Genomic DNA, 14,697 nt, shown 5'->3' with positions numbered 1-14,697 from the left:
AGTTTTGACAAGCCGCGGCATCGCAGCCGTTCGACACCGGCTCGATGCGGCCACGACACCGAATCTCCCGCACGACGCAACTTCGCTTGATTCCGCCGTCGCGATCGTCGACGCCGACTGCGTCGACTCCATGTTCGGCGAGCACCATGCGGTACGCCGGCGACTGCGCCAGTGCGGGGACGCCATCTGCGAGGCGGCGAGCATGGCGGCCGGCGAGTTGGGCGCGCGCCGCGTCCTCATCATCGGCGACGCGCGCGGTCTTTCGTTCGGACGCGGGGCCCGCGCCGAGCGATGGTTACGCGATCTCGCGCACCGAATCGGTTACGAAGGCTCTATCAACGGGCTCACCGGGCTCGTCACGTCCTATGCGGTGGTCGAGACCGACCGGCAGGTACGGGCGATCGCCGAGGCGGTCGCCGATTGGCACCGCGGTGAGATGCCGGGCGGCACGACGCGTCTGGGCGCTGCCGCAATGCGGTAGACGTCAGCGTCGCGGCCGCATCCGCGCCCGGACCGGGCCTCTGGCGATGGTGGTGAACGGCACGTCGGTTTCGAACGTGTCGTCGAGCGATTCGACCCGGGCGGCGCGCACGATCGTGGCCAGCGCCAACGTCGTCTCCAGTCGCGCGAAGTGCTCGCCGATGCACGGCCGCCCGCCGGCCAGCCACGGCAGGAACTGCCAGCGATCGCGGTTCTGGGTGTTCTCGGGACTGAACCGCTCGGGATCGAAGACCTTCGGATTCGGCCACATGGCCGGGTCGTGGTGCAGCCCGTAGATGCCGAGCGCCACCAGGGTGCCGCCCTCGACGCGGTAGCCGTCGACCGCGATGTCGCGGGTCGCCAGTCGAGCCACGCCGGCCGCAGGTGGGCACAGCCGGATCGCCTCGTGCAGCACCTGCACGGTGTATTGGAGCCGCGGCACATCGTCGGGGGTCAGTTCCCGCTCGCCGATGGCGGCGGCCTCCGCGGCGACGCGGTCCTGGATGTCGGGGTGACGTCCGAGTACCCAGAGCGTGAACGTGAGCGCGGTCGAGGTGGTGTCGTGGCCGGCGAGCATGAAGATCAGCAGGTCGTTCGAGATGTCGTCGTCGGACAGCGGCAACCCGGTTTCGGGGTCCACCGCCGCCATCAACGCCCGCACCAGGGGCGCGTCGCGCGTCGGGTCGGTGCGGCACGCGCGCACCATGTCGTCGGTGATCTCCTTCATCTCGGCGACCGCGCGGCGCACGCGGCGGCGAGCGGGTGTCGGCAGCCAGCGCGGTGCCCGCACCGGTCGCAGCGCGCGGTCGGCGGTATACGACGACGCGACGTGCATGCACCGGGCGATGGTGTCGGCGCGCTCGTTGAGGTCGATGCCGAGCACGGAGCGGCCCAGCGACTGCATCGCCACGCGGCGGCACTCGTCGTCGAGATCGAATTCGCCGCCCTCGGGCCAGCGATCGACGAACGCCTGGGCCGCCGCGGACATGTAACCGCCGAACTTGCGGACGTTCTGCTTGGTGAATACCGGCTGAAGCGCCCGCTTGCGGGGCCGCCACAGGTCATTGGGCAACACGAAAAGGCTGTCGCCCGCCATGTTGCGGACCTCGTCGTGGTAGATGCACCGCTCCGAGGAGTTGTCGGAGCGGGTGAGCACGTCGCGCATGCCGTTGGGCGACATCACCGCGACGACCGGCGGATACACCCACTTCGGCGCGATCTGAATGCGGGTGATGGGGCCGCCTGCGTCGCGAATGACATCCTGCCCGGTGTCGAACCGCCGAAGGAGTCGGGCCAACCGCCAGATCGGCAGCGGGTTCTTGGGCACCAGCGGCAACGCCGTGACGTCGAGCGTGGTGGTCATGTGCAGATCATCACCCCTGGCGCGTCGGCTCGGCACCGGTACGGGACATTCACGCCGACCAGGTGAGCGGCGCGCCTTCACCTTTCATCATCACGGCGCCGGGCATGACCCGGATGCGGTAGGGCGACAGCCGTAGCGCGGCGAACTGTTCGGAGGTCGGCCCGTCCTGCCACATCGGGATGATCCGCGGGTCGTAGCCCACCGGTGCGGGCGCGGTCGCGAACTTGTCCCACACCGCCGCCTTGGTCTCGTCGTCGACGTACCACTCGACCAGACACTCGGCGCTGCAGGTGTCGTGGTCGGGCCTCCAGTAGCTCACCGAGACCTCCGGGTGCACGGCTAGATGGCTCTTCTTGATCGGCGACGGCACCGTGGCGATCCAGCCGAACAGGTCGGTGCCGTCCCACTCCCAAATCGGATGCAGGATGCGGGTACGCGGCCTGCCGTTGGCATCGACCGTGGCCACCGAGGCCCACACGATGGAGTGGGCCATCTCGACGAACGCGGGCGCAATCTGCTCCAGGGTGGTCACGGTTGCCTAGCGTAGGCAGGTGCCGTCCCGGCCGGTCAGCTGCCGCTGCTCTCCGAAGCCTCGCTGTCCGCAGAATCCTTGCTGAACTTGGGGTTTCCGTCGTCGTCGAGCCAGTCGTTGACCGCGGTGCCCGCGACGGCACCGCCGGTCCCTGGCATCTTGGTGGTGGGCCGTTCCTCCTCGTAGGCCTTGTGCATCTCTTTGGCCTTTTCCCGATGCTCGTCGGTGATCTCGGGCTTCTCGGTCGGCGGCCGATCCTCGGGCTCGTCGAGCACTTGGTGATGTTCGTCGGTTTCGGGTTCCGGGCTCTGCTGTTCTTCGCTCTGCCCTTGTTCGCTGGTCATGGACTACGACTGCCCGGAGAGCCGAAATACGAAACGCGGTTTCGGCTAACCGGTGGGAACCGTTCGCAAAGCGGCGGGCAGGCTGGGAAGAAAGTGTTTGCGAGCGAAAGCGCGGATGTCGTCGGCGGACTCCAGCGGCTGGGAACTGGGCAGCAGCAACACCATCGCCGCGTACCGCAGGATGGTGTCGGCCAACTCCTCGACGGCCTCCTCCCCGATCCGCTCGGCGAATCCGGCGGGGAAGATGATCCGCAAAGCGGCGGCCATCCGGGCGATCGCCGCGTCGTAGTGCCTTCGTGCGAGTTCGAGCAGCAGCGCGGGCTCGTCGGTCAGTATCCGGTACAGCACGCGATGGCGGCGGAACTTCAAGATCGACAGCGTGAACGCCTCGACATAGTAATTCGACTGCGGCCCAACTCGTTTGACCTCTTCGGCGATGTCGGCGAACAGCGCGATGTTCTCGCGCTCGATCACCGCGGCCACGAGCTCGTCGCGGTTGGCGAAACGCCGGTAGATGGTCGTTCGGCTGACGCCTGCGCGACGCGCGACGTCGTCGAGCGCGACCCGACGGAAGCCGTGTCGCTCGAACTCGATGACGGCGGCGTCGAGGATGGCTTCCATCGCCGGGTCTTTGCCCGTCGCCGGGTCAGGCTCGGGCATAACCTTTTTGGGCGTAGCCGTTGTAGCGCCACTTCATAGGCAGACGATCCCACACCCAGTTGACCGGACGCGAGCGCCAGAACGCCGCGAAGCGCTGGTAGCGACGCTCCTGACGGTCGCTCCACGGCAGTTGCAGCAGCTCGCGAGCGCGGGGCGGCAACCCGCCGGTGGTCAGGAACGCCGCCAGCGGGTTGAACAGCGGCCCGATCAGCCGCCATGCCCATGCGGGAACGCCCTTGGGGCACGGGAACCCCTTGGTGACGTAGCCGACGCCGTACACCGCGGTCTTGTGGGCGACGACGATCTCGTCGAGCATGCGGTCCCAGTAGCGCTCGAACTCGTCGTAGGTGGCCGGCATCGGCCGCTCACTCACGCCGTAGCGGCGGTACCACGTCTTCGACTCGAGATAGATCTGCTCCTTCTCCTCACGGCTCAGCCGCTTGACGAAGGTGTCGGCGAAGTACAGCACCTGTTCGACGAACGTCGCGTGCGCCCAGAAGTAGGTCTCCGGATCCAGCGCGTGGTAGCGCTTGCCGTCGGGCATCTCGCCCTTGATCTCGGTGTGGAAGTCACGGACCTGCGTCCCGGGGTTGGCGTCGTCGGAGCCGTAGACAGTGTTGAAGATCGGCGGCAGCGAACGCTTCACCCGCGCGGCGGTGTCGTCGAAGAACACCGAGTGGTCGAGCACGCCCTGACCGAGTTCGGCCAGCATGTTCTGCAGCACCGCGGGCCGCGGCCCGATCAGGTACATCCGGTTGTCCCCGAAATAGCGCCACACCAGCGACTGCGGCCCCAGCGGCAGCGCGTCGTCGACGGGTCTGTTCGTCTCCACCAATTCGGTCATGTGGAACAGTGTTACAAATTTCGCACTTTGTACCAAGCGGCTGTGAGAGGGCTCACGACAGACCGGACCGGCGAGCGAGAGGAGAAGCCGTGGTCGTGAAAGCGGCCGATCAGTGATCGCGAATGCTACTTCGCGTCAGCTCGCACGCGAGCACGACGCCAGTGGGCGACGGCCAGCACGACGAGCACCCCGGCGACCGCCGCCAGCAGCAGCGCCAGGCCGAGCAGCGGCGCGCTGTACTCGACCGAGGACGTCTCCGGCTCGCCTTCCAGCACCGGCGCCACCGCGACCGTCGTCGCGGCCGCCGTCCAGCTCAGCACGCTGCCCACCGCCGCGGCGACGGCCAGCACAAGCTCGAGCGCTGCCCGGACCCTCATGCGGGCGGGATGCGCTCTTCGATCAGCTGGGTCAGCGACTCCCGCAGCTTCTGATGCTTGCGGGCCCAGGCCTGCGCGGTGCGGTCATTGGTCATCTTCAGCCCGATGCCGGTGCGGCCGCGGGGGACGCCGGTGAGTTCGCCGAGCGCGCGCGCCGACTGCCACTTCGGGGCCTCGGCGCCGGTGGGTTCGGGGTAGATGCGCACGATCTCGTCGGTGCGGATCCGTTCGGTGCCCTGGCGCAGGGTGTCCGGGGTCAGCTCGACCGAGGTGTGGATGCGGGCGGCCTTGACCTGGATCCCGAGGAAGCCGGTGACGAGGAGTAGGAACATGCCGGGCACCATCCACTGGAAGCCGTAACCGGCCGACGCCTGGATCAGCCCCATGGCGATCGCCGAGGCGGGTCCGGCCGCCAGCCACCACCAGCTGGCACCCTGCTCGTAGAACAGCACCTGCGGCGCCTTCTCGGTCATGTCGCTTCCCCCTGGTCGGCCGCGGGCCGCGTGTTCAGGACCGCCCCCGCGATCAGCGGGAGCACCGCGAGCACGGTGACGAAGTGGACGACGCCGCTCAGGGCGAGCAGGGCGACGAACACGACGATGGTCGACGCCAGCGCCACACCGGCCCGGCGGAACCGGACATCGCCGGTGCGGCTGCGGCCGGCAAGGAAGGCCATCCCCGCACCCGCGGCAACGGTGAGGATCCCCGCGCCGCGGAACAGCGTCGGAAGGTTCACCGAGGCGGCGATCAGACCGCCGAGCATCAACATCACCGAAGCGACGACCCAGCACCAGAAGGCGGCGGTGACGACGCGGTTTCGCGGCGCAGGAGCGGTCATGGTCGGGTCAGCCTATCGGGTCACCGGGTGAAGAAGTCGGTGGCGTCTTTGCGGTGCAGCAGATACACGCCGCCGACGATCAGCACCGAGCCGAGGATCGCGGTGACCGCATAGGAGACTGCGGCGGCCGGCGGCCGGTCGCCGCGCAACAGGTTGCTCGCGACGTACACCACGGCCGCGACGCCCGTGCCGGTCAGCACGGTCCGCGCCCACCGATAGCCCTGGCGCATCAGGATCTGAAAGGTCAGCACGATGGCCCCGATGATCAGGATGAACACCACCGAGAGCGCAAGCACCGGTGCCGGCAGCTTGTCGGTGCGATCGTCGACCAGCAGGTCGACGATGTGGCCGATGATCAACAGCGGAAGCGAGGCGACCCAGAGCCAGAAGCCGGTGTCCACGTCGTCGGGGCGGGTGCCGGGTTCGCGTGGCGGCTGCCCGGCGGGATCCGAACGGCCGTCTGACTCCGGGCTCACGCCAGCCAGGCGGCGACGTCGGCCGCCCAGTACGTCAAGACGATGTCCGCCCCGGCCCGCCGGATGCTGGTCAGGGTTTCGAGGGCGACGGTCTGCAGGTCGATCCAGCCGTTGGCGGCGGCCGCGCTGATCATCGAGTACTCGCCGGAGACCTGGTAGGCGGCCACCGGCACGGGCGACAGGTCGGCCGCCGCGCGCACGACGTCGAGATAACTCATCGCGGGCTTGACCATCACGATGTCGGCGCCCTCGTCGATGTCGAGTTCGATCTCGTGCAACGCCTCGCGCGCATTGCCCGGATTCTGTTGATACGTACGACGATCGCCACGCAGGCTCGACCCCACCGCATCACGGAAGGGGCCGTAGAACCCCGAGGCGAACTTCGCGGCGTAGGCCAGGATGACCGTGTCGGTGTGCCCCGCGGCGTCCAGGCCGTCGCGGATCGCGGCGACCTGGCCGTCCATCATGCCGCTCGGACCCACGACGTGGGCACCCGAATCAGCTTGTGCCACAGCGAGTTCCACGTAGCGCTTGTTGGTCAGGTCGTTGTCGACCCGGCCCGCGCCGTCGAGCACCCCGCAATGACCGTGATCGGTGAACTCGTCGAGGCAGGTGTCGGCCATCAGGACGGTGTCGTCGCCGAGGTCGCCGGCCAGGTCGCGCAGTGCGACGTTGAGGATGCCGTCCTCGGCAACGCCGATCGACCCGGTGGGGTCCTTGTCCTCGTCGCGCGGAACGCCGAACAGCATCAGGCCGCCGACACCGGCCGCCACCGCGTCGGCGGCGGCGCGGCGCAGCGAGTCGCGGGTGTGCTGCACGACGCCGGGCATCGAGGAGATCTCACGGGGTTCGTCGATGCCGTCGGCGACGAACATCGGCAGCACCAGTTGCCGTGGCTCCAAGGCGGTTTCGGCGACCAGCCGCCGCAACGCCGGAGTCGCGCGCAGCCGGCGGGGACGATGCCTGGGAAAACCCATCTCGGTCAGCGGCGGCGGCTCTTCTTACGCGGCGGGGGCAGTGCGCCCTCGGCGCGCAGCCGGGCGGCGTGCTCGGCGAGCGCCTCCACCAGCGGACCGACGGCGGCGACCTCGGGCTGCACATCGACGCGCAGGCCGAATTCCGCTGCGGTCTCGGCGGTTTTCGGTCCGATGCACGCGACGATGGTGCGCGCGTGCGGCTTGCCCGCGATACCGACCAGGTTGCGCACCGTGGAGCTCGAGGTGAAGCAGACCGCGTCGAAGCCGCCGGTCTTGATCATCTCGCGGGTGTGCGCGGGCGGCGGTGCGGCACGCACCGTGCGGTATGCCGTGACGTCCTCGATCTCCCAGCCGCGTTCGCGCAGGCCCTCGGCCAGCGTCTCGGTGGCGATGTCGGCGCGCGGCAGCAGCACGCGGTTCACCGGGTCGAAAACGTCGTCGTACGGCGGGAATTCATCGAGCAGGCCCAGCGACGACTGCTCACCGGCGGGCACCAGCTCGGGGTTGATGCCGAACGCCCGCACCCGGTCGGCGGTGGCCTGGCCGACGCAGGCGATCTTCACGCCCGAGAACGCCCTCGCGTCGAGGCCGAACTCGTTGAACTTCTCCCACACCGCGCGCACGGCGTTGGTGGAGGTGAACACCACCCACTGGAACCGGCCGTCGACCAGACCCTTGACCGCGCGCTCCATCTGGGCGGGGCTGCGCGGCGGCTCGACAGCGATGGTGGGGACCTCGATCGGCAATGCGCCGTGGCCCACCAGCTTCTCGCTCATCTCGCCGGCCTGATCCTTGGTACGCGGCACCAGCACGGTCCAGCCGTACAGGGCGCGGCTCTCCCACCAGTTCAGCTTGGTGCGGTTGGCGACGGTCTTGCCGATGGTCACGACGAGTGGCCCGGACAAGGGGCCCGACGGCTCGGTGCCGGCCAGCGTGGCCTTGTCGAGCAGCCCGGCCAGCGTCGTCTCGACCGAACGCTGTTGGCACGTCGTGCCATTCGCAGTCACCACCAGCGGCGTGGTGTCGGTCAGTCCGTACTCGATCAGCGTGCGCGCCGCGTCGGGTAGATGGGACGCCGTCGCGTGCAGGATCAGCGGACCGGGCGCGGCGGCCAGTGCGGCCCAGTCGACGTCGGGATCGCGGACGTCGGCCACGGTGTGCGCGGACCCCAGCGGTAGACCCGCATATGTGGGTACCGCGGTGGTGTCCGGCAGGCCCGGCACGATCTCGAAGTTCAGGTGCGACTTCGCCAGCGCCGACACCTCGGTGATCACCGCGTCCACCGACAGCGGATCGCCCGCGACCAGGCGCACCACGTCCACGCCGGTACGGGCCTCGGTGATCAGCGTCTTGGCCACCTCGGCCGGATCGCCGACGGCCGACCGGATATCGGGCCCGCCTGGGATGGCCGGCGCTTCGGCGTCGGAGGCCTCACCGTCTTTGGGGGCCTCGGCAGGTTCGGGCCCCGACGGGGGCGGCAGTTCGCACCCCACCAGGGCCAGCACGGCTTCCGGCACATCGGGGTCGGTGAACACCAGGGCGGCGTTGGCGAGCACGGTGTGGGCCCGCGTCGTCAGCAGCCCGGGGTCGCCGGGACCCGATCCGACAAACGTGATGCGGCCCGGCTTCGGCTTGCGCCCCCGCCCGCTGGTCTGGCCTGTCATCTCACTCACTCATCTCTCTGCTCTTCGCTTGTCGCTCATCGCAGCTCTACAGCTCAGTTGGCGTCCGCCATGAGTTCGCGCGCCCCGAGATCGAACAACTCCTCGGCGACCGAGAGCCCCAGCTCCCGGGCCCGGTCGGAAGTGCCGACGCCGGACGCGCGGATCACGTCGGATCCGTCCAGCGCCGCTACGCAGCCGCGCAGCGACACCTCTTCGAAGACGTTGCCGTCCTCATCGATGGACTCGACCACCTCCGCGATCGCTCCCACCGGTGCGGAACAACCCGCCTCCAGTCGGGCGAGCAGGGCCCGTTCCGCGGTGACTGCGGCGCGCGTGTCGGCGTCGTCCAACTCCGCCAGCAGCGCGGCGAGCTCGGTGTCGCCTGCGCGGCACTCGACCGCGAGCGCACCTTGAGCCGGCGCTGGCAACATCTGCACCGGCTCGAGAGTCTCGGTGACATCTGCCAGCCGCCCGATGCGGGCCAGTCCCGCCCGTGCGACTACGATGCCGTCGAGATCACCGTTGCTAACCCTGTTCAACCTGGTATCCAGGTTGCCTCTTAGGGGGCGGATTTCCAAACCGAGACCCAGTGCTCTAAGCTGTGCGGCCCGTCGCGGGCTCGATGTGCCGATGACCGACCCCGCGGGCAACTCCCCGAGCACCAGTCCGTCGCGCGCCACCAGTGCGTCTCGCGGGTCTTCGCGCGGGGGGCTTGCGGCGATGACGAAGCGCGGGTCGACCGCGGTCGGCAAATCCTTGAACGAGTGCACGGCGGCATCGACCCGGCCCTCGTGGATGGCCTCCCGCAGAGCCGCGGTGAACACACCCACGCCGATATCGGCGATCGGGCCCTGGTTGCGGTCGCCCTCCGTGGAGACGGGGACGAGCTCGGCGGCGTGTCCGTTCGCGATCAGCGCGTCCCGAATTGTCCCTGCCTGGGTGGTCGCCAAGAGACTGGCGCGAGTGCCTATCCGAATTACAGTCAACCGTTACTCGGCCTTGTCGAGATCCGATGCGAGCAAAGGCATTTCGGGCCCCGCGACGGCGTCGACGGCCTGCTGGTCGAGCTCGAACAGCTCGCGCAGCGCCTCGGCGTAACTGTCCCCGCCGGGTGCGCTGGCCAATTGCTTGACCCGCACCGTCGGGGCGTGCAGGAGCTTGTCGACGACCCGGCGCACCGTCCTGGCGACCTCGTCGCGCTGCGCGGTGCCCAAGTCCGGAAGCCGGTTGTCGAGGCGCAGCAGCTCCGCCTCGACCACGTCGGCGGCGCGCTGACGCAGCGCGGTGACCGTCGGGGTGACCTCGGCCATCCGCTGACCGGCAAGGTACTTGGCAACCTCCGCGGCGACGATCGCGCGGGCGGCTTCGGCGTCGGACGACGCGGCTCGGGCGGCCGGTTCGCGCTGGATGCGGTCCATGTCGACGACGTAGACGCCGGGTAGACCCGCCACCGCGGGATCCACGTCGCGCGGCATGCCGAGGTCGCAGATGACCAGCTGTTTTGGCTCTTGGCCGTGCGCCAGACCGCGGTGGACGTCGGCCAGCGAGACCACCGGCCGAACCGCTCCGGTGCAGCAGACGACGACGTCGGCGTCGGTGAGCAGCGGCGGCAGGTGGTCAAACGGGAAGGGTTGCGACTCGATGCCCAGCTCGCGAACGTTGGCCGCGAGGCGCTTGGCCCGGGGCTGGCTGCGGTTCACCACGTGGATGCGCTCGACGCCCGCCCGCGCCAGGTGCTTGGCGGCCAGCGAGCCCATCGAACCCGCGCCGATGACCACCGCGGTGCGGCCGGCCAGCGAGCCGAGCTTGCTTTCGGCGGTGTCCAGCGCGACGGAGACGACCGAAGCGCCCGCGGCGTCGATGCCGGTCTCGGTGTGCACCCGCTTGCCGACGGCCAGCGCGCGCTGCGACAGTTCGTGCAGGGTGCGGCCGACGGTGTGGTTGGCCTCGGCGGCCGCGTAGGCGCGGCGGACCTGGCCGAGCACCTGCTGCTCGCCGACGACCGCGGAATCCAGGCCGGAGGCCACGGCGAACAGGTGCTCGACGGCGGCTTCGGCGTACCGGACGTAGGCGTATTTGGTCAGGTCGTTGAGGCTCATCCCGGAATGGTCGGAGAGCACCTGCCCGATCACCGACAGGCCGCCGTGGAACGCGTCGACGACCGCGTAGACCTCGACGCGGTTGCACGTGGACAGCACCATGGCCTCAGTGACGAGGGAGGATTGCAGCACCTGGTCGACGATCTTTGCCTGATCGGACTCGTCGGTGCTGAGCTGCTCGAGCACGGACACCGGCGCGCTGCGGTGCGAAACCCCGAAAAGCAGCACGCTCACGGCCTCATCACCACGTCATCCAAGGTAGTCGGTGAACAGTTAGCTCACCAAATTCCGCGCTGTTTTCGTCGGACCCGTATTCCGACGGCGAAACCCGTACTGGTATCCCGCTTCGCGGCGGCGCCCGTCACGTCGCGAGATCGGCCCTCAGGCGTGGCTCGTCGATCTCCCAGTAGCTGTGTTCGCGCCCGTCGAGCAGAACCACCGGGAGCCGGTCGCCGAACTCCGCACGCAGCCCCGGATCGCCGGCCTTCGCGGCGGCGTCGACATCGGTGACGGCCAGCGTGAACCCCAGTTCGTCGGCCAGCTGGGCCAGCCGCGCCGCCGCGTCCGTGCAGATCGTGCACCCGTCGCGCGTCAACAACTCCACCGCGTGCTCCACCTCGCCAGTATCGCCGCACCGGTGACTTAGGGTTGATTCGTGTCTGGAATCGGCGACCGCGAAGCTGCTGAACAGCAACTCGCCGGCGAGGCGAGCGCGGAGGCGGCCGTCACCGACCTGGCGGCCGAAACCGCCCCGGCCCCACCGGCTCCGCCACCGGATCTGACCGCTGCGGCGTTCTTCGACGTCGACAACACCCTGGTGCAGGGGTCGTCGCTGCTGCACTTCGCCCGCGGCCTCGCCGCCCGCAAGTTCTTCACCTACGGCGACATCGCTCGGTTCGTCTATGCGCAGGCGAAGTTCCAGCTGACCGGCCGCGAGAACAGCGAGGACGTGGCCGCTGGCCGTCGCAAGGCACTGGCGTTCATCGAAGGCCGCTCGACGGCCGAGTTGATGGCGGTCGGCGAGGAGATCTACGACGAGATCATCGCCGACAAGATCTGGCCCGGCACCCGAGCGCTCGCGCAGATGCACCTCGACGCCGGCCAGCAGGTATGGCTGGTCACCGCGACCCCGTACGAGCTGGCCGCGACCATCGCCAAGCGGCTCGGTCTCACCGGCGCGCTGGGCACCGTCGCCGAATCCGTCGACGGGGTGTTCACCGGCCGCCTGGTCGGCGACATCCTGCACGGCACCGGGAAGGCGCACGCGGTGCGTTCCCTGGCGATCCGCGAAGGGCTCAACCTGCGCCGCTGCACGGCCTACTCGGACAGCTTCAACGACGTGCCGATGCTCTCGCTGGTCGGCACCGCGGTGGCGATCAACCCCGACGCCGACCTGCGCGACCTCGCACGTGAGCGTGGCTGGGAGATCCGCGATTTCCGCACCGCGCGCAAGGCCGCGCGCATCGGGGTGCCGTCGGCGCTGGCGCTCGGCGCGGCCGGCGGGGCACTGGCGGCGGTGGTCTCGCGCCGCCAGGAGGGCCGCTGACGAGCCGCGCTGGGCGAGGCTGGGGCCCACGCCCGCTGATAGGCTCGCGCCGCTGACTCCGACAAGACGAGACGGCAGCCCGCGCACGCGAGGAGCAGGTCAGGCATGGCAATCGCAGAGAACATCATCGGAACCCACTACCGGTATCCCGACTACTTCGAGGTCGACCGGGAGAAGATCCGTGAGTTCGCCCGTGCGGTCAAGGACGAGCACCCGGCGCATTTCACCGAAGAGGCCGCCGCCGAGTACGGCTACGACTCGCTGATCGCCCCGCTGACCTTCCTCGCCGTCGCCGGTCGCCGCGTCCAGCTGGAGATCTTCAACCAGTTCGACGTGCCGATCAACATGGAGCGCGTGCTGCACCGCGACCAGAAGATCACGTTCCACCGCCCGATCCTGGCCGGCGACAAGCTGTTCTTCGACTCCTACCTCGACTCGGTCACCGAGTCGCACGGCGCCATCGTCACCGAGGTCCGAGGCGAGGTCACCGACGCCGAGGGCAAGCCGGTCCTGACGAGCGTCGTCACCGTCATGGGCGAGGCTCAGTCGGACACCGAGGCCGACGAGGTGAGCCAGCGCATCGCCGCCGCACGCGACGAGGCGATCGCGAAAATGATTGCCAAGCAAAGTAGTTCGGAGAGCTAGCCTCTTTCCGGCCGCTCAGCCGAGGAACGTGTTCCTGCGCTGGGTGAGCAGTTGGTACAGCGTCTGCTGGATGGTTTCGCGCACCTGGTCGGTGAGCTCGAAGGTGACCATCGGGTCGTCGGCCGCCGACTCGTCGTAGTCCGCGGTCTCGATCGGCTCACCGAACTGGATATGCCACTTCGACGGCAGCGGGATCATCCCCACGGGCCCCGCCAGCGGGAAGAACGGCGTGATCGGGAAGTACGGCAGCCCGAGCAGCCGGGCCAGCAGCTTGACGTCGGCGATCATCGGATAGATCTCCTCGGATCCGACGATCGAGCACGGCACGATGGGCGCCTTGGTGCGCAGCGCCGCCGAGACGAAGCCGCCGCGGCCGAATCGCTGCAGCTTGTAACGGTCTTTGAAGTGTTTGCCCAGGCCCTTGTAGCCCTCGGGGAACACCGCGGTCAGCTCGCCCGCGGCCAGCAGTCGGTGGGCGTCGGCGGTGCAGGCCATGGTGTGGCCGGCCTTGCGTGCGGCCTGACCGACCACGGGCAGGTCGAACACCATGTCGGCGGCCAGCAGGCGCAGGTCGCGGTGCGTCGGGTGGTGGTCGTGCACCGCCACTGAGGCCATCAGCCCGTCGAACGGCAGCACGCCGGCGTGGTTGGCCACCACCAGCGCGGCGCCGGTCTCGGGCAGATGCTCGATGCCGCTGACCTCGACGCGGAACCACGACTTGAAGAAGACTCTCAGCAAAGGCAAAAAGATTGCGTTGTTGAGGTGGGCATCGAACCCGAATTCGTCGACGGTGTAATCGCCCGTCATCCGCTTGCGAACGAATTCGGCGACGGCCGCGATGTTCTTGGCGAGTTCGGTGGGCGTCTCGTCGACGATCGGTGCGCCGCCGGTCACGCCGCCGCGGTGCTCGTCGATCTCGCGGACGACGGCGGCGATCTCCTCGGCCGAGGCGCCGCTGACCGGATCCGAGAGCTGCGACGGATGTCGGCGGGAGCCCTGCGCTCGCGCGGCGTTCCGCCGCTGAGCCGCTGCACGGCCCGAATTACCATGCAGCGGTATAACTTTCGCCTTGGACTCGCCCGCCACGGTCGTTTCCTTCTCCCCACCCGATCAGTTGATGCGCCTAGCGTCCCCACCTTTGCGCCGCAGCAACGGCGCGACTCTCCATTGAGCGTACCCACCGCGGGTCGACGATCGGAGTCAATCCGCGACCTCTGACGTAATCGTCGAAGGCCTCGACTGTCGTCCACTTCGGGTTATAGCCGAGTTCGTTTCGCATCCGCGACGTATCCATGACTCTGCCATAACTGAGGTAGTTCAGCTGCTCGCGATCGAGTTCAGTGTAGCGAGTCGCACGCGTCAGCGAATCCACAGCGGCCAGCGCCGATCGAGGCACCGGCAACGCGATCCGCCCGGCCCGCCGGATCGCCTGGCTCATCATCACGACCCCGGGCGCTCCGACGTTGAACGTGCCCGCCTTGCCCGCCATCGTCGCGCGCTCGAGCGCCCCGAGCGCGTCCTGTTCGTGCAGCAGCTGGAGGCGGGCGTCGTGCCCGATGACCGTCGGTACCACGGGGCCGGCCAGGTAGCGCGACAGCGCCGTATCCATCCCCGGACCGATCATGTTGGCCAGCCGCAGGATGGTGACCGCGATGTCCGGCCGGCGACGGCCCAGTCCGCGCGCATAGCCCTCGATGTCGATGCTGTCGCGCGCGAAGCCCTCCCCCGGTGGCCGCCGCGCGCTGGTGTCCTCGGTGAACATCACCGGGTCGCGCGCGCTCGAGCCGTACACCTCCGAGGTCGACTTGAGCACGACGCGCTGCACCGACGGCGCCTTCTGACAGGCCGCGAA

At 69.0% G+C, this 14,697-nt stretch carries 19 protein-coding genes; 3 read left to right on the top strand and 16 right to left on the bottom strand.

Annotation, left to right across the window (positions count from 1 at the left end; all coding sequences use genetic code 11):
• On the top strand, positions 1-481 hold a 481-nt coding region (locus tag A5698_RS28935), incomplete at its 5' end, for a hypothetical protein (RefSeq protein ID WP_197506731.1).
• A gap of 3 nt (positions 482-484) precedes the next feature.
• Here A5698_RS28935 and A5698_RS09825 read toward each other — a convergent pair.
• From A5698_RS09825 to A5698_RS09760, 14 genes are all read right to left on the bottom strand, one after another.
• Entirely contained in the window at positions 485-1,843 is a 1,359-nt protein-coding gene (locus A5698_RS09825) for a cytochrome P450 (protein ID WP_068295900.1), read from the bottom strand.
• A gap of 49 nt (positions 1,844-1,892) precedes the next feature.
• A complete protein-coding gene (locus A5698_RS09820) occupies positions 1,893-2,375 on the bottom strand; it encodes a pyridoxamine 5'-phosphate oxidase family protein (RefSeq protein WP_068295899.1) in 483 nt (160 codons plus the stop codon).
• A 35-nt stretch (positions 2,376-2,410) separates the two neighbouring features.
• Positions 2,411-2,719 (bottom strand): hypothetical protein, encoded by a 309-nt coding sequence (locus A5698_RS09815; RefSeq protein ID WP_231967367.1) that lies wholly within the window; start codon positions 2,717-2,719, stop codon positions 2,411-2,413.
• Between the two features lie 45 nt (positions 2,720-2,764).
• A complete protein-coding gene (locus tag A5698_RS09810) occupies positions 2,765-3,379 on the bottom strand; it encodes a TetR/AcrR family transcriptional regulator (RefSeq protein ID WP_068295897.1) in 615 nt (204 codons plus the stop codon).
• On the bottom strand, positions 3,366-4,223 hold the full coding sequence (locus tag A5698_RS09805) for an oxygenase MpaB family protein (protein ID WP_068295896.1): 858 nt from the start codon (positions 4,221-4,223) through the stop codon (positions 3,366-3,368). Before A5698_RS09805 ends, A5698_RS09810 begins: the two co-directional genes overlap by 14 nt.
• A gap of 125 nt (positions 4,224-4,348) precedes the next feature.
• Complete coding sequence (locus A5698_RS09800) at positions 4,349-4,600, bottom strand: hypothetical protein (RefSeq protein WP_068295894.1); 252 nt, start codon at positions 4,598-4,600, stop codon at positions 4,349-4,351.
• Positions 4,597-5,073 (bottom strand): transport-regulating membrane protein Mce1N, encoded by a 477-nt coding sequence (gene mce1N / locus A5698_RS09795; protein ID WP_068295893.1) that lies wholly within the window; start codon positions 5,071-5,073, stop codon positions 4,597-4,599. The genes A5698_RS09800 and mce1N overlap by 4 nt, the downstream gene beginning before the upstream one ends.
• Entirely contained in the window at positions 5,070-5,438 is a 369-nt protein-coding gene (locus tag A5698_RS09790; protein WP_068295892.1) for a hypothetical protein, read from the bottom strand. The genes mce1N and A5698_RS09790 overlap by 4 nt, the downstream gene beginning before the upstream one ends.
• Before the next feature lie 20 nt (positions 5,439-5,458).
• A complete protein-coding gene (locus A5698_RS09785) occupies positions 5,459-5,923 on the bottom strand; it encodes a hypothetical protein (protein ID WP_502688900.1) in 465 nt (154 codons plus the stop codon).
• A complete protein-coding gene (hemB, locus tag A5698_RS09780; RefSeq protein WP_068295887.1) occupies positions 5,911-6,891 on the bottom strand; it encodes a porphobilinogen synthase in 981 nt (326 codons plus the stop codon). The genes A5698_RS09785 and hemB overlap by 13 nt, the downstream gene beginning before the upstream one ends.
• A 5-nt stretch (positions 6,892-6,896) precedes the next feature.
• A complete protein-coding gene (locus A5698_RS09775; protein WP_067088485.1) occupies positions 6,897-8,555 on the bottom strand; it encodes a bifunctional uroporphyrinogen-III C-methyltransferase/uroporphyrinogen-III synthase in 1,659 nt (552 codons plus the stop codon).
• 53 nt (positions 8,556-8,608) lie between these two features.
• Entirely contained in the window at positions 8,609-9,541 is a 933-nt protein-coding gene (hemC, locus tag A5698_RS09770) for a hydroxymethylbilane synthase (protein WP_068295885.1), read from the bottom strand.
• Positions 9,542-9,544: 3 nt separating this feature from the next.
• Positions 9,545-10,888, bottom strand: coding sequence for a glutamyl-tRNA reductase (locus A5698_RS09765; protein WP_068295884.1), 1,344 nt, complete (start codon positions 10,886-10,888; stop codon positions 9,545-9,547).
• A 127-nt stretch (positions 10,889-11,015) separates the two neighbouring features.
• Positions 11,016-11,270 carry a glutaredoxin family protein gene (locus tag A5698_RS09760; protein WP_068295879.1) on the bottom strand — a complete coding sequence of 85 codons (255 nt, stop codon included), beginning with the start codon at positions 11,268-11,270 and terminating at the stop codon, positions 11,016-11,018.
• Between the two features lie 39 nt (positions 11,271-11,309).
• On the opposite strand from A5698_RS09760, the gene A5698_RS09755 reads away from it, so the two are divergent.
• Both A5698_RS09755 and A5698_RS09750 read left to right on the top strand, forming a co-directional pair.
• Positions 11,310-12,200 carry an HAD family hydrolase gene (locus tag A5698_RS09755; RefSeq protein ID WP_068295877.1) on the top strand — a complete coding sequence of 297 codons (891 nt, stop codon included), beginning with the start codon at positions 11,310-11,312 and terminating at the stop codon, positions 12,198-12,200.
• Between the two features lie 105 nt (positions 12,201-12,305).
• Positions 12,306-12,845, top strand: a complete 540-nt coding sequence (locus tag A5698_RS09750) for an FAS1-like dehydratase domain-containing protein (RefSeq protein ID WP_067088493.1) — start codon at positions 12,306-12,308, stop codon at positions 12,843-12,845.
• A gap of 15 nt (positions 12,846-12,860) precedes the next feature.
• Here A5698_RS09750 and A5698_RS09745 read toward each other — a convergent pair whose 3' ends face one another.
• Both A5698_RS09745 and A5698_RS09740 read right to left on the bottom strand, forming a co-directional pair.
• The gene (locus tag A5698_RS09745; RefSeq protein ID WP_068295874.1) at positions 12,861-13,931 is read right to left on the bottom strand and encodes a lysophospholipid acyltransferase family protein; all 1,071 of its coding nucleotides are present in this window, start codon (positions 13,929-13,931) and stop codon (positions 12,861-12,863) included.
• Between the two features lie 37 nt (positions 13,932-13,968).
• The coding region (locus tag A5698_RS09740) for an NAD-dependent epimerase/dehydratase family protein (RefSeq protein WP_068295872.1) at positions 13,969-14,697 on the bottom strand (729 nt) is incomplete at its 5' end.

Origin of the sequence: Mycobacterium sp. E136, assembly GCF_001666865.1 — a bacterium.
Classification (GTDB): Bacteria; Actinomycetota; Actinomycetes; order Mycobacteriales; family Mycobacteriaceae; genus Mycobacterium.
The sequence above is the reverse complement of the archived record's forward strand: the minus strand, read 5'-3'. Positions and strand labels throughout refer to the sequence as shown.

Bases quoted from the DNA above. Each gene is read 5' to 3' on its own strand.
- mce1N (WP_068295893.1), bottom strand. From the start codon at position 5,073: ATGACCGAGAAGGCGCCGCAGGTGCTGTTCTACGAGCAGGGTGCCAGC.
- A5698_RS09775 (WP_067088485.1), bottom strand. From the start codon at position 8,555: ATGACAGGCCAGACCAGCGGGCGGGGGCGCAAGCCGAAGCCGGGCCGC.
- A5698_RS09790 (WP_068295892.1), bottom strand. From the start codon at position 5,438: ATGACCGCTCCTGCGCCGCGAAACCGCGTCGTCACCGCCGCCTTCTGG.
- A5698_RS09750 (WP_067088493.1), top strand. From the start codon at position 12,306: ATGGCAATCGCAGAGAACATCATCGGAACCCACTACCGGTATCCCGAC.
- A5698_RS09805 (WP_068295896.1), bottom strand. From the start codon at position 4,223: ATGACCGAATTGGTGGAGACGAACAGACCCGTCGACGACGCGCTGCCG.
- A5698_RS09825 (WP_068295900.1), bottom strand. From the start codon at position 1,843: ATGACCACCACGCTCGACGTCACGGCGTTGCCGCTGGTGCCCAAGAAC.
- hemB (WP_068295887.1), bottom strand. From the start codon at position 6,891: ATGGGTTTTCCCAGGCATCGTCCCCGCCGGCTGCGCGCGACTCCGGCG.
- A5698_RS09810 (WP_068295897.1), bottom strand. From the start codon at position 3,379: ATGCCCGAGCCTGACCCGGCGACGGGCAAAGACCCGGCGATGGAAGCC.
- A5698_RS09815 (WP_231967367.1), bottom strand. From the start codon at position 2,719: ATGACCAGCGAACAAGGGCAGAGCGAAGAACAGCAGAGCCCGGAACCC.
- A5698_RS09800 (WP_068295894.1), bottom strand. From the start codon at position 4,600: ATGAGGGTCCGGGCAGCGCTCGAGCTTGTGCTGGCCGTCGCCGCGGCG.